The organism is Ornithinibacillus scapharcae TW25 (assembly GCF_000190475.1).
GTDB classification, from domain to species: Bacteria; Bacillota; Bacilli; order Bacillales; family Amphibacillaceae; genus Ornithinibacillus; species Ornithinibacillus scapharcae.
In genome coordinates this window covers 1-13,671 of sequence record NZ_AEWH01000035.1, presented here as the reverse complement: position 1 = coordinate 13,671, position 13,671 = coordinate 1, and the positions used below count along the sequence as shown (strand labels likewise).

Below are 13,671 nucleotides of genomic sequence, written 5' to 3'. Positions count from 1 at the left end.
TAATGGAGGGTGGACTAGATATATGCCTATAGTGAAATGTACGATAGCCTATGATGGTACTAATTTTAATGGTTATCAAGTCCAGCCTGGAAAACGGACAGTACAAGGAGAACTTGAAAAGGTACTAGAGAAGGTTCATAAAGGGATTTCAGTACGAGTCCATGCCTCTGGACGAACAGATACAGGAGTACATGCGAAGGGGCAAACCATTCACTTTGAGACGGAATTAACTATCCCGGGCAATAGTTGGAAGAAAGCTCTAAATGCATTACTACCTAACGATATTTATATACTGGATAGTGAAATCGCACAGGAGAGTTTCCACGCTCGATACGATGTAGTGGAAAAAGAATATCGGTATTATATTTTAATGAAACAGGAACCAGATATATTTAACCGACACTACATCCATCATTTCCCGTATCCATTAAATGTAGAAGCTATACAAGAAGCATGCACCGAGTTAGAAGGGACACATGATTTCACTACATTTTCATCTGCTAAAGCAACGGTTAAAGGTGACAAGATTCGTACGCTTTTTGAGGTCTCATGTAACCAGGATAATGATCGATTAGAATTCATCTTTCGCGGTAGCGGCTTTTTGTATAATATGGTTCGAATTTTGGTAGGTACTTTATTAGACGTTGGACAAGGTAGAACTCACCCAACAGACATACACCAAATGCTAGAAGCCCGAGATAGAAGTCTTGCAGGGAAGACTGCACCTGCCCACGGATTATATCTATGGAAAGTAACCTATCGTAATCCGGAATAATTCGACAAAAGAACTTATTTCCTGGGAAATATCGACAGGTTTCTTTTTGTTTGGTTATGGTATATAATAGGTTTATTGATTTTCAACTAATATGCCAAATATATTAAAATATTAGCACAGGCTCTTGACAAAACACACTATTTTGATATATTATGGTCTATGGCATTTTATTTCTAAAACCGCGATTAGCCCCGGAACTAATTGTGTTGAAAATATAGGAATAAGTAACTTAAAACATTAAAATTAAACATTGTAAATATGGAGGGAAACCAATCATGCGCACAACTTTCATGGCGAATGAAAACAATATTGAACGCAAATGGCTTGTTGTGGATGCGGAAGGCCAACGTCTTGGTCGTCTAGCAAGTGAAGTTGCTGCAATCCTTCGTGGAAAGCATAAACCAACTTACACACCACATGCTGACACTGGTGATTATGTAATTATTATTAACGCTGAAAAAATTGAACTTACTGGTAACAAGTTAAGTGACAAAATGTACTACCGTCACTCTGGACATCCAGGTGGTTTAAAAGAACGTACTGCTGATGAAATGCGTACAAAGTATCCTGAGCAAATGCTTGAGATTGCAATCAAAGGTATGCTTCCAAAAGGATCTTTAGGACGTAAAATGGGCAAAAAATTGCATGTATATAGAGGCGCTGAGCACAATCATGCAGCACAAAAACCAGAAGTTTACGAACTTCGCGGATAATAAAAGGAGGTAAATCAATTGGCACAAGTACAATATTACGGAACTGGTCGTCGTAAAAGCTCAACTGCTCGTGTACGTTTAGTACCAGGTACTGGCAACATTATAATCAATGGTCGTGATGCTAGAGACTATTTCCCATATGAAACTCAAATTCTAATTCTTAACCAACCACTTCAAGCTACTGAAACTCAAGGAACTTATGATGTTTTAGTAAACGTTAATGGTGGTGGATTCACTGGTCAAGCAGGTGCTATCCGTCATGGTATCGCACGTGCTCTACTAGAAGCAGATCCAGGTTATCGTGCAGCACTTAAGAGTGCAGGGTTCCTTACTCGTGACCCTCGTATGAAAGAACGTAAGAAATACGGTCTTAAAGGCGCTCGTCGTGCACCACAGTTCTCAAAACGTTAATATTACGTTTCAAGGCTCTTTTCACTTCGGTGGAAAGGGTCTTTTTATTAGTTAGAAAACTATACATAAAGAAGATGTCGAAGCCGTATTAGAAGAAAATTTTCACGGGAGAAAAATCAATATTATAACATTTCAAAAACTAACAGAATTCCGTACTGCAGTCGAGTAGGATTATACGAGAATTATTTACAACTAGTAAAAAAAATAAACCAAGCATCTGTACTTGATTTATCTTAAATAGACTATGTCATCATTTTCCGTTTTCTTCATGTTATTCTTCACCGATATATTTATTTAATATCCTTCAGCCCATTCCGGATAAACTGAATCGTATATTCAATTTCCTTTTCATCTTCCCAATCGTAATCCGGCATTATAATAAATCTCGTAATAAGGAAGCCTACTATGGTGGTAACCGCAAGTCGGAGCATCGTTTCAGTAGGAAAATCTACAAGCTGATCCTTCTCCCGGAGCATTTTAATCGCAGACTGGAACTTTGGCAACGATATATTGACAAACACATTTTTAAAGCTCTCCTGTATTTCTGAATGATAGGCCATTTCTTGAATTAAAATTTTCAGGAGTTGAACATTTTTTTTAACAAATTCATAGCGATTATAAATAAGCTTTCTTAATAACGCATCAAAGTTTTCAAACTCTTCATCACCAAAAACTTCTAGTAAAAACTTTTCCGCTAAAAATGGAACAGCAAATTTAGATATGACAGGCATCACAATCGATATTAGCAAATCCTTTTTGGTTTTATAATGACGGAAAATCGTTCCTTCTGCCACTCCTGCTTGTTTTGCGATTTCACTGGTGGATGTGGCAGCAAATCCTTTTTCAGAAAAAATCTCAATTGCTGCTTCCACAATTTTCGCTTGCTTAGGAGTCAATTCTTTCTCTGATATATCCATTACATCTTTTATCCATTCTTTATCTAGCTGTTCCATTTTTAATCTCCTCTCCAAACCTCTACCTTATTGTTATAACTTACGATGCTTCTTTAATGCAACAATATTGAGGACAAAGAACAGTACTGCAAAACCAATAATGATGAGCAAGTCAGGCCAAATATCCCACAAATCCTTACCTTTAATCATAATTTGTTGCATGGCATCCGCTCCATACGTTAGTGGCATGAACTTACTTAAAACCTGAAGCCATACAGCTAATGTTTCCAAGTTAAACATACCAGAGAAAAACACTTGTGGAACGATTACTAATGGGATGAATTGCATGATTTGAAACTCATTGTTAGCAAATGCAGATAGTAGAGTTGCCAAAGTAAGTGCTGTAATTGCTAATAAAAAGGTGACTACTAATAACTGCCAAAAATCCCCAACCATCCAAACATCTAGCACGTAAACAGAATAAGCAACAATTAGGAGTGATTGTATAACCGTAAATAATCCAAATCCAAGTAAGTATCCCGTTACAACTTCCCACCTTTTAATTGGTGTGGATAATAGCTTTTCCATTGTCCCTTGAGTTCGTTCTCTTAAAAAGGAAATACCCCCAATAATAAAGACAAAGAAGAAAACAAAAAATCCAATTAAAACCGAACCGACTTGGTCAAACAAATTTAAATCATTAGAGCCATAATAATAATTGATGGTTGGCTGAACAGACATGTCCTCATACAAGGAACTGAATGCAGTTTGTACAGACTGCAGGACTGCCCCGTTTACCGAAGCATCACTTCCTTCTAGCAAAATATTTGGTTTCCTATCTGCTATTGAAATAAATGCATCTATTTCTCCATCCTGAAAGGCATCAACCGCTTCCTCTTCCGTCATATAAACAATATCCTTCTCTAGCTCTGCCTGCAATGATTCCTCCATCGGCGCTGGTAAGTTGTTTACTGCGATTTTCGGCTCATAGTCATTACCGTCTAACACTAACCAAATTAACGTTAATACTAAAATAGGTGCAATAACTAATAATGCTAAAGAGCGTTTATCACGTAAAAATTGCTTTACAATTCGTGTTACCACAGCTCCAACATTCATCCTTTTCTACCTCCAAACGCAAGAAATGCTTCTTCGATTGTAGAAACACCTTGTTTTTCTTTTAAACTCTCAGGGCTATCGCATGCAATAATATTTCCGTCTCTTAATAATGCCAGTCGATCACACTTTTCCGCTTCATCCATTACATGTGTTGTAATAATAATAGTCATTCCATTATTTTTAAGCTTTTTCAACTCATCCCATATTGACTGCCTGAGTACTGGATCAATCCCAACGGTAGGCTCATCTAATATTAATAGCTTTGGATGATGCATTAGGGACGCTGCAAGTGATAACCTCCTTTTCATACCCCCAGAAAAATTACGTACCACCTTATTCATGTGGTCTGTTAAATCTACAATTTCTAATACCTTTTCAATTGCTTTTTTTCGCTCCACTTTTTGTAAACCGTAAATCGTTGCAAAAAAGTTCAAATTCTCCTTAGCAGATAGTTCATGATACAACGCATCTGACTGTGCCATGTAGCCAATAGCTTTCAAGAGGTCTAGTGATGGCACTCTTTCATTATCTATAAAAATTTCTCCTTGATTAGATTCCAAAATCCCTACAATCATTTTTACTAGTGTCGTCTTACCAGCACCTGATGGACCAAGCAAGCCGAATATTTCGCCTTTGTTTACGGATAATTGAATATCCTTTAACACCTTTTCCTTTCCGAATGAATGGGAAATTGCTTTCATTTCTACCATTGTAGACATAGGGACACTCTCCTCTTCCACTTTATGTGAGTGATTACTCACTTCCATTTAAACATGCGAGACATTAGTTTGTAAAGTAAGTATTTTTTTGTCATAAAGAATATTGAGGACACATTGTAATCTATTCTAGCTACAATGAAGGGGAATGCGAGTTGATTAAGGATAATGCGGAACTTACTCAGGAGGATACTGTACGGAATACTAATTTCATGGGTGAAATAGATAGTCTCAATAAAGCTTCACAAGATCTGAGATTCTTTTTGAGTAGATTTAACGGACATGATGAATAATATGGAAGATAATTGTATGAAGAAAGTTAGTCTGAAATAAGTAATGGAGGTAATATCGATGAATAAAGTTGTAATTATTACAGGAGCTGGCAGTGGATTAGGACAAGCGGCAGCAGTCCGTTTAGCAAAAGAAGGAGTTAACATTGTTGTTGTAGATGTCAGTGAAAAGGGCGGAAATGAAACCGTTGAAATGGTAAAGGAATTAGGTGTTGATGCCATCTTCATCAAGGCAGATGTATCCAAGCCTGAAGAAGTAAAAAATTATGTGGACAAAACAGTGGAGCACTTTGGTACGATTGATTATTTCTTTAACAATGCAGGAATTTCTGGAAGTGGATCATTCTTCCTAGATTCATCCATTGAAGAAATTAATCAGATCGTAGGGATCAATTTACTAGGAGCGTTATATGGTGTTCGCTATGTTGCGGAAGTAATGTTAAAGAATGGAGGGGGTTCCATTGTTAACACAGCTTCAAGTGCGGGAGTAATTGGCCAGGACTCTGTTGTGACTTATTCTGCTACAAAGCATGGAATTGTTGGTATCACGAAGAGTATGGTTGCTGAATATGCAAAAGATGGTTTACGTGTAAATGCTATTGCACCAGGACCAACAGAAACACCAATGGTTAAAGCTTTCTATGAAGCAAATCCAGAAATGAAAGCTAATGCAACAAATGGTATTCCACAAAAACGCTTAGGTACTCCAGAAGAGGTAGCGGAACTTGTGACGTTCTTACTGATTTCAAAAGCACAATATATTAACGGTGAAGTCATTCGTATTGATGGTGGATTTACGAATACGAAATAATAGCTTATTTACAAGACACTTATTACTTTGGTGAGAAGGGTCTTTTGGTTAAGAAGGATAGAATTAGATTTATAAAATTTTAACGCTATAAATACTTGTCTTAGAAGAAAACCCAAAAGCCTGATTCGTTCAAGCTTTTGGGTTTTTAATACCTATTGAAAGTCTCGATATAACGAGTGTTAAAACAAATTAGAAGCTATCATTGATTAATAACAATTCTTCTACGGCTCACGATATTTCTCTTCATATTGAAAGTACTCATCACTTTCCCCGCCCATTTGTTCGACTGTTCCATCCTTGTAAACATAATAGTAATACGTATGATGTGGATCGTCTTTGAAGTCAACTAGTAAATAATAATGATTAAGAGTTTTATTTTCGCGATGATCAACAGGTGTGATTGTCCAGTCTGCATTTGGATATTTTGTTTGTAAATATTCTTCCAAAGCGATTGTTTTCTCCTGAATTTGATTATCAATCCATAAGGGACGAATGATAAAGAAGGCGGTAATTCCTACAGTAATTAGGATTGAAATAAGAAAGCCAATTTTCCTCCTCTTTCTCCAATAAATGAATCCAGAGATGATTAATGATATTAATATGAAAGAAGATGCAATCATATACTCGATAACTTCATGTGGATATAGATTCAAATTATTAACCACCTTGTTTAAAGTATAGTAAACCTCTGGGGTGATAAACTAAAATCCAAGCAGTATTATCATTTATCTTAATTAGGGGAGTTGATGATCATAGTTATAACTGATTGATTTGTCTTCCACGAAAATCTTCTATCCCCAGTATTTGTTTTTCCATTATCGGGATCTTTTACAATGGCTTCCGTACCGTCGTATCCAATGCCGGCAACAAAATGGTACTTAGTGAATTTACTACCTTTAATTATATTGTCAAACCTTAATGCAACGGGTCGATTTCCAGAAATCGATGTTTTGTAAGACTCGAAGTAGCCATTCCCACTTAAAGTCCAAGCTCTCCATGGAGAGGTTGAGGTTTTATGATTTACATTCAATTGACGTCTAAGTCCATCACGGAAATTAGCTGCTGATGTTCCCAATGTCCCCGTATTCATTTCCTTAATCATTCTGTTGATATAGTTTGCATGTCCACCATAATCAGTACTATCTTTAACCCAGTATCCTTTGCCTTTATAATAATTATTAATCATAACTGCAACAGCTGGTCCACAGGCTTTTGTGGGTTTAGTTACCCCGCTTACTCGTTGATATACCCTAGTTACGGGTAATCTTTTATAAGAAGAAAGGTTCACTTTGTTTGGGGTTAATATATCTTTCCATTCCTTCTCAAATTCACCTGGTAACCTGTTTAAGGATTCAAGATTCATTTTGTTAACTTCTTCTATCTCATTCTGCAAATCATTTATACCCGAAATAAAGTCACTATTATTCATTGTGCTGAATTCGCGCTCTAACTCTTTAATATAATCCTCTTTTGCTGACTGGAAAACCTTGTGTAGATGGTTAATGTCTTCAGCAAAAATATAGGAAAAGGCACCTAAATAATATATTTTTTCATTCGCTTTTGGTTGCTCTTCCATGAATAAACCGGCTCCCGATTCTAGCACTGGGTCTCTGTCTGTTGTTGCTGAAATTACAATATAACCCTGATAATTATCCAAATTATACAATTCAAAATGATAACCTAGAATAGTATCATCTATATCGTACAAGTAGTTTTTTAGAATAACTTCCGTATTGCGATCATAAGAATTTTGATATTTTAATATATAATTCTCAGTAATCTTTAATGCATCTTCTTTGCTGATATTGATTGTAGATGACTCGGCTTGTATGAGGTTTTTGTCAGAAAAACATAGAACTAAAATAACTGTAACACCTATTAGCAAAAGTTTCTTCATAGATTAATCCACCTATTAAATGAATTTAGTTTCCTTAATTTTACATTATTTATAATATATTGGTATTGGGAAACTTCCTTACTTAAAGTGGCTTTTAAGTGGCAAAAACTTTCCTACTTTCCTAAAGTCAGACAAGTTAAACCAAAAATTCTAGTTATGACTAGTGGGAGGAAAGCATAGGATTAATATAGGTGAGGGTTTACAGCCTATACATGCGGGATAAAACAACAAAGGTGGTGCATGGTAATGAATCGTTATCGAAAGCCAATTATAGGAGGACTTGTTGGTGCTTCAACAGCAGGGGGATGGTTAATCATGGACTTGATTCTTCCTGAGCCAATTGGTGATTACCTATTGTTTGGATTAATGGGTGCTGTTAATGCAGCTGTTGGGTGGCAATTTGTTCGTATGCTAGATAAGAAACAAAATGAAAATGAACCTCAGGAATTACAAGCGCAATCAAATTAATTATATTCCAATAGAAGGTGTCAATTTCCTCGAAAATAGTGACAATTTTCGTAGGGAGCTGGCACTTTTCTCTTTCTGTTATATAGGTAGTTAGGACTAATACTATTCAAAATAGAATGAATACAATAGATATTTGTAGAAAAGTGCGTTAAAATTGGTAAAAAATAGGTTCGAAATGAAAAAGAAAAGAAATGGGTGGAATCATGACATACACATTACAAGTATTGAGGTTTATTTTTTCAGTGGATGATCATATTTTTCGAATAGGGAAAGCAGAAACAGTACGAAACCCTTGGAAGGTTATCGTGTTATTAAGTTTGCTTACCTTGGTTATTTATGGTGGTATGGGTATGCTCGGAATGGGTTCAACGCTTATTTCAAGTGGTGCGGTTTTACTTGATCCAGCAGAGTACGAAATGCGTAAACTATGGTTTGTTATCGGTCGGGTCGCCTTTGCATTAACTTTCGCTCTTTTCGTCTTATTCATCCCTACTCTTATATTTTACTGGGTGACAAAGATATCTTTTAAAAAGCTACTATTAATGCAGGTTGTCGTTCTTTTTATACTATTAATGGAACGAGTACTCTGGATTCCTATGGCGGTATTTTTTGGACTTGATTGGTTTGTTTCACCATTTTCGTTTGGAGTAATTGCCTCCTACTTTACGGATATATCCTTGCTGATTTATTTGTTTGGCGCTGTTTCCCTTTTTCAATTGTGGATAATAGCTCTTCAAATAAAGTACTTAATCAAGTTATCAACCATACATAAAGGTTGGATATACGCTACGGTCATTTTATTACACTTAACGATTTGGACAGTGACCGCTATTGTCTCGTTTACTGATATTTACATGATAGACAGGTGGTTTGCGTGATGAAAAGAAAAATTATATGGATAACAATTGTAATTTTTATTGTGACGAATAGTGTCCTTATCCTATTAGATGATGGGGGTAAGGTTACTAGACAAGCCTTTATTACAAAATGGGACAAGGTATTTCAAAGTGACATAAAAGAAAAAATTCCGACCAAGGGTGTCGCGGCTTATTCGGGTGAAAACTATGTTTACTTTGATAAAAGTCTTGGGAATTTTAATGAGTTTCTAGTGGAGGAAGGTACCATTGTTCAAGCTGGTGATCCTTTGTTTAGTTACCAGGTAAATGATTATTACCAAACAGAAGCTGCTCTTACCAATGAACTAGAAAGGCTAAGTGGAGAAGTGGCTTCCATTGAGGATGCTATTTCTGAGATGGTTAGTTTTCGAATATCTAATCCCTCTGTCCCGGTAGTTGGAGATACGAATGAGGACCAAACAACTGTTGTAGTCGCACCTGGGGAGCCAGTGGAAGCGGAAGTATTGAAAGAACAGTTTATCTTACAAAAGGAACAGGAGCTAGCAGCAGTTCAAGAACAAGAGCGATTGATACAATCACAGTTGGATGAATTACGGTCATCGGGAGATACAGTAACAGTAGAGAGCCCTTTTTCAGGAAAGGTACAGGAGATCTCCTCGACTCTACAAGATCCAATTATACGTATTGGCGATACGTCATTGATTGTAAAAGGTGATTTAAACGAAACGGCAAGAGTTAATGTGGAGACAGGACAACAGGTTGAAATTATGTTTGATAAGGTAGACCAAAGCTTCACAGGAACTATTTCAAAACTTGAAGAGGAGCCACATGAGGTGGGGGTTGATTCAGAGAGCATCTATCCTTTTGAAGTTATGTTTGAAGAGGAGCAAGAATTGGATTCCATTTTACCAGGTTACCATACTGATATGATGATCACTGTGAATGAATCATTAAATGCCAATACCATTCATGAACGATATGTGTCTGGAAAAAAGGTCTGGAATCTACAGGAATCCGGTAAATTAGAAAAGATTGCGATTGAAAAAGGACTTCATATTGGAAATAATGTAGAAATAACAAAAGGGCTAGAAGCAGGAGATGTCGTAACGAATCAAAAAACACATGATATTTATGCAGGAATGCCATTCATTACACCAATAAAAGCAAATAAGGTTCCTTGGTTGCAAATAAGTAATTATGAGAACTGGGAAAAATATTTTGTAATGGGCATATTATCTAGATAGTTTGACGTGTAGGAGTAGTGATTGAGACTACTCCTTTTTTCTATGTTTATAGGAGTATTCTGCAATGTCATAATCCGATACCTTGTCCCATAGAATAGGATGAAGATATGTAAAGGGGCGAGTAGGATGAAGCGATTTGGAAGAATACTAATTTGGTTTGTTGGCTTAGTGATTTTAATTGCATTAATTAGATATCCATTACCGGAAGTTGAACAAACTACAGGATTTTCGCTACCGCTTTCTGGAAAAACGATTGTATTAGATCCTGGACATGGTGGACCAGATGGTGGTGCAGTGGGTAGTGATAAAACACAAGAGAAGGACATTGCGTTAGAAGTGGTAAAGACTTTGAGAAATTACCTAGAGCAAGCAGGGGCAGTGGTCTATCTAACAAGAGAAGAGGATACGGATTTAGCGGATGAGAATACAAAGGGACTTTCAAGAAGAAAAGCTGAGGATATTCGGAAGCGGATGGAGTTTATTAATACCCATGATGCAGACTTCTTTCTTACCGTCCATTTAAATGCCATTCCATCACCGAAATGGAGAGGGGCACAGACTTTTTATTATCCGAAGTCAGATGAAGGTAAACATTTAGCTAAGAAAATTCAAGCGGAAATTAAACGAAACCTCGAGAATACAAATCGAACTGAGTTAGCAATTAATAATTTATATTTATTAAAAAAAGCTGAAATTCCAGGAGCGCTCGTTGAAATTGGATTCTTGTCTAATGAGGAAGAGCTTGAGCTATTAAAGGATGGTACGTATCAAAGACAAATGGCAGCGAGTATTTATGAAGGGATTCTTCGTTATGTGACGGAAGAACCCGAAGAAGATTGAAATTTTACCTTCTGCTAATTCATATCACTTAGCTTTTTAGTGATATGTGTTATACTAGGCTTGAATAAACATAATTTTCAAGCTAGATAGGAAGGTGATTACATGTTAACAAATGAAGAAGTAATAAAATTACTAAATCCTGTAAAAGATCCTTTTTTACATAGAACTTTTGAAGAAACTGGTGGAATTAAGGAAGTTACCATTAAAGAAGATAAGAATCATGTTAGTGTGAAAGTTGCCATTGGAAAAACTAATACAGCGGAGCAAATGCAATTACAGCAAGAATTAGTTGGTATTCTGAAGCGTAATGGTGCTGTAACGGTTGGTCTTCGTTTTGAACAATTACCAGATGAGGTAATTAAAAAATTCCAGCCTGCAATTGAAAGCGCTAAAGAAAAAGCGCTAATGGGTGGAAATAAACAACCGAATTTCCTAGCAATTGCGAGTGGAAAAGGCGGTGTCGGTAAGTCTACCGTAACAGTGAATCTTGCTGTTGCCCTTAGAAGGTTAGGTAAAAAGGTTGGTATTATTGATGCGGATATTTATGGATTCAGTATTCCGGATATGATGGGTATTGAAGAAAGACCTGTTGTACGTGGCGAAAAAATTATCCCAGTTGAGAGATTCGGAGTAAAAGTTATATCTATGGGATTCTTTGTTGAAGACAATTCACCAATCATCTGGCGAGGACCGATGTTAGGTAAGATGCTAAATAGTTTCTTCAAAGAGGTTGAATGGGGAGACTTAGATTATTTATTATTAGATTTACCTCCGGGTACAGGTGATATTGCAATGGATGTTCATGAGCTATTACCTTCATGTAAAGAAATTATTATCACTACACCACACCCTACAGCTGCATTTGTAGCGGCTCGTGCTGGTCAGATGGCACTTAAAACAGATCATGAAATATTAGGTGTTGTAGAAAATATGGCCTATTTCAAGAGTGAGAAAACTGGCGAAAAAGAATTTGTTTTTGGACAAGGTGGCGGTAAAAAACTAGCTGAGGTCCTAAAGACAAAGGTTCTTGGTCAATTGCCTATTCAACAGCCATATGAGGAAGAAGATGTCTTTGCACCTTCTGTTTATCAAGAGGACCACCCAAATGGTAAGGAATATCATAAGATTGCAGCGAAAGTTATCGCTAAAGTGGAAGAAGAATAACAAAACAAGGGTCAGAGCCTCCAGTATAAGGTCTGACCCTTTCATTATTTGTGGTTACTTAACCTCCGCCACCACTACCGCCTCCGGATCCACCTCCAGAACCTCCGCCTTGGCCGCCCCCTTGACCACCTGATTCACTACCCCCACTTTGACCTCCGCCACTTTTACTTTGTTCTTCAGCTGCCTTTAGTAAAGTTTCCTGTATTTTGGCTTGGAACAGGGGAGATTCTAGTGTTTGTTGTATGGTTTCTTCAAGGTGTTCTCGGAATTGTTGGCTTTTTAATGTTTGAATGGTTTGATCGGTCATTTCTGGATTTTTAAGTAAATCCATCATTTGTTTTTGATACTCGGAATCATTCATTAAACTCTTCATTAATTTTTTCTGATCTTCTTCAATGGATTTATAAAATGATTCAACGAATTTAGGGTCCTCAAAAAGCTTCTTCCACATTTCTGCCCCTTTATCAGATGTTAAGGTTTCATCTATGGCATTTTTTACTGTAGCGGATTCGATAACAAGCTTTTGTTGCATCTTTTCATCGGCTAAAATTTCGCCTAGTGCCTTCTTGCCATCTTCTGTTTGCAATATGTCAACAATCATTTTCTTTGTAGTATCATAATCCGTTTCCTTTGGTGCAGCTTCCCCTCCGCAAGCGGTAATCATAAGGAATAAGACACCAAGTATCGGGAAATAGAACATACGTAGCACGTTAAATCCTCCTTCCACTTATCCTTAATATGGATGAGAAAAGCAAAAATATGCACTTGATGAAGGAAAAAAGATAGGGTTCATGTTAAAATACCAATGGAGTAAGCGTTTGATTTTATACATATATATAAATACCAGGAGGACATTTCAATTGAATAGTCGTAAAGTAGTCAATTTGTTTTTAAAGACGCTAGCAATAGGGGGATTAGCGGGTTTAATTGTTAGTTTTTTTGTGAATGTAAATGGCGCATATACTGATAACCTACAACCATTTAATTTCGTGGGTCTTTTAGGTGTCATGTTATTTTTTATTGGACATGGTCTTCTATATAGTGCCGTAAGCCAAACGGGATTCTTTGCTTATTTGTATGTTCATCGATTAGGTTTAAGCATTTTTCGATCATTTTGGCCAACTGTACAAATAGTACTCATAGCGTTTGTGGTTTTCGATCTAATATACTTCCCTTATAAGAATTCAAATGGAGAAGTATCGTTAATATGGTTTATTTTAGCGGCTGCTGCACTTGTGTTATATAGCTGGATTGTTGCAAAGATAAAGGCGAAGGAAACGAAGAAACATGCTTTCGTTCCAGCGTTGTTTTTTATGGTAGCTTTTACCATTGTTGAGTGGGTACCAGCACTTCGCATCGGATTAGTAGGAGCGGAATTTTCACTCATTATGGTGATAACCTTGTTAGCTTGTAATACGTATCAATTACTTATTTTACATCGATTGCATAATAGTCCTAAATAAAAAAACAAAC

The 13,671-nt window shown here is 36.6% G+C and carries 16 protein-coding genes; 10 read left to right on the top strand and 6 right to left on the bottom strand.

What is annotated here, in order from left to right; translation table 11 throughout:
* The first annotated feature begins 22 nt into the window (after window positions 1-22).
* The 3 genes from truA (at window position 23) to rpsI (ending at window position 1,899) form a co-directional block, all read left to right on the top strand.
* Window positions 23-775 carry a tRNA pseudouridine(38-40) synthase TruA gene (gene truA, locus G5W_RS0108120; protein ID WP_010095719.1) on the top strand — a complete coding sequence of 251 codons (753 nt, stop codon included), beginning with the start codon at window positions 23-25 and terminating at the stop codon, window positions 773-775.
* Window positions 776-1,050: 275 nt separating this feature from the next.
* The gene (gene rplM, locus G5W_RS0108115) at window positions 1,051-1,488 is read left to right on the top strand and encodes a 50S ribosomal protein L13 (protein WP_010095718.1); all 438 of its coding nucleotides are present in this window, start codon (window positions 1,051-1,053) and stop codon (window positions 1,486-1,488) included.
* An 18-nt stretch (window positions 1,489-1,506) separates the two neighbouring features.
* Window positions 1,507-1,899 carry a 30S ribosomal protein S9 gene (rpsI, locus tag G5W_RS0108110; protein ID WP_010095716.1) on the top strand — a complete coding sequence of 131 codons (393 nt, stop codon included), beginning with the start codon at window positions 1,507-1,509 and terminating at the stop codon, window positions 1,897-1,899.
* A 290-nt stretch (window positions 1,900-2,189) separates the two neighbouring features.
* On the opposite strand, the gene G5W_RS0108105 is transcribed toward rpsI, so the two are convergent.
* From G5W_RS0108105 to G5W_RS0108095, 3 genes are read right to left on the bottom strand one after another with little or no spacing between them, the layout of a single operon-like run.
* Entirely contained in the window at window positions 2,190-2,852 is a 663-nt protein-coding gene (locus G5W_RS0108105; protein WP_010095714.1) for a TetR/AcrR family transcriptional regulator, read from the bottom strand.
* A 33-nt stretch (window positions 2,853-2,885) separates the two neighbouring features.
* Window positions 2,886-3,911 (bottom strand): ABC transporter permease, encoded by a 1,026-nt coding sequence (locus G5W_RS0108100; RefSeq protein ID WP_010095713.1) that lies wholly within the window; start codon window positions 3,909-3,911, stop codon window positions 2,886-2,888.
* On the bottom strand, window positions 3,908-4,630 hold the full coding sequence (locus G5W_RS0108095; RefSeq protein ID WP_010095712.1) for an ABC transporter ATP-binding protein: 723 nt from the start codon (window positions 4,628-4,630) through the stop codon (window positions 3,908-3,910). The genes G5W_RS0108100 and G5W_RS0108095 overlap by 4 nt, the downstream gene beginning before the upstream one ends.
* A 348-nt stretch (window positions 4,631-4,978) precedes the next feature.
* Here G5W_RS0108095 and G5W_RS0108085 point away from each other — a divergent pair, with 348 nt between their 5' ends.
* Complete coding sequence (locus G5W_RS0108085; protein WP_010095710.1) at window positions 4,979-5,728, top strand: SDR family NAD(P)-dependent oxidoreductase; 750 nt, start codon at window positions 4,979-4,981, stop codon at window positions 5,726-5,728.
* A gap of 221 nt (window positions 5,729-5,949) precedes the next feature.
* Here the strand turns inward: G5W_RS0108085 and G5W_RS0108080 are convergent, their stop codons facing one another.
* Together G5W_RS0108080 and G5W_RS0108075 are read right to left on the bottom strand one after the other, a co-directional pair.
* On the bottom strand, window positions 5,950-6,381 hold the full coding sequence (locus G5W_RS0108080) for a DUF3139 domain-containing protein (RefSeq protein WP_010095708.1): 432 nt from the start codon (window positions 6,379-6,381) through the stop codon (window positions 5,950-5,952).
* A 77-nt stretch (window positions 6,382-6,458) separates the two neighbouring features.
* Complete coding sequence (locus G5W_RS0108075) at window positions 6,459-7,625, bottom strand: C39 family peptidase (RefSeq protein WP_010095707.1); 1,167 nt, start codon at window positions 7,623-7,625, stop codon at window positions 6,459-6,461.
* Window positions 7,626-7,871: 246 nt separating this feature from the next.
* Here G5W_RS0108075 and G5W_RS0108070 point away from each other — a divergent pair, with 246 nt between their 5' ends.
* The 5 genes from G5W_RS0108070 to G5W_RS0108050 all read left to right on the top strand — a co-directional run bounded on the left by G5W_RS0108070 (window position 7,872) and on the right by G5W_RS0108050 (window position 12,198).
* Entirely contained in the window at window positions 7,872-8,093 is a 222-nt protein-coding gene (locus G5W_RS0108070) for a hypothetical protein (RefSeq protein ID WP_010095706.1), read from the top strand.
* Between the two features lie 203 nt (window positions 8,094-8,296).
* Window positions 8,297-8,971, top strand: a complete 675-nt coding sequence (locus tag G5W_RS0108065; RefSeq protein WP_010095705.1) for a hypothetical protein — start codon at window positions 8,297-8,299, stop codon at window positions 8,969-8,971.
* Window positions 8,971-10,194 carry an efflux RND transporter periplasmic adaptor subunit gene (locus tag G5W_RS0108060; protein ID WP_010095704.1) on the top strand — a complete coding sequence of 408 codons (1,224 nt, stop codon included), beginning with the start codon at window positions 8,971-8,973 and terminating at the stop codon, window positions 10,192-10,194. Before G5W_RS0108065 ends, G5W_RS0108060 begins: the two co-directional genes overlap by 1 nt.
* 126 nt (window positions 10,195-10,320) lie before the next feature.
* Entirely contained in the window at window positions 10,321-11,034 is a 714-nt protein-coding gene (gene cwlD, locus G5W_RS0108055) for an N-acetylmuramoyl-L-alanine amidase CwlD (RefSeq protein ID WP_010095702.1), read from the top strand.
* Window positions 11,035-11,136: 102 nt separating this feature from the next.
* The gene (locus tag G5W_RS0108050; RefSeq protein WP_010095700.1) at window positions 11,137-12,198 is read left to right on the top strand and encodes an Mrp/NBP35 family ATP-binding protein; all 1,062 of its coding nucleotides are present in this window, start codon (window positions 11,137-11,139) and stop codon (window positions 12,196-12,198) included.
* A 58-nt stretch (window positions 12,199-12,256) separates the two neighbouring features.
* Here G5W_RS0108050 and gerD read toward each other — a convergent pair whose 3' ends face one another.
* Window positions 12,257-12,907, bottom strand: a complete 651-nt coding sequence (gene gerD / locus G5W_RS0108045) for a spore germination lipoprotein GerD (RefSeq protein ID WP_010095699.1) — start codon at window positions 12,905-12,907, stop codon at window positions 12,257-12,259.
* Window positions 12,908-13,058: 151 nt separating this feature from the next.
* Between gerD and G5W_RS0108040 the strand changes: the two genes are divergently transcribed.
* Window positions 13,059-13,661 (top strand): KinB-signaling pathway activation protein, encoded by a 603-nt coding sequence (locus G5W_RS0108040; protein ID WP_010095698.1) that lies wholly within the window; start codon window positions 13,059-13,061, stop codon window positions 13,659-13,661.
* The last annotated feature ends 10 nt before the right edge of the window (window positions 13,662-13,671 follow it).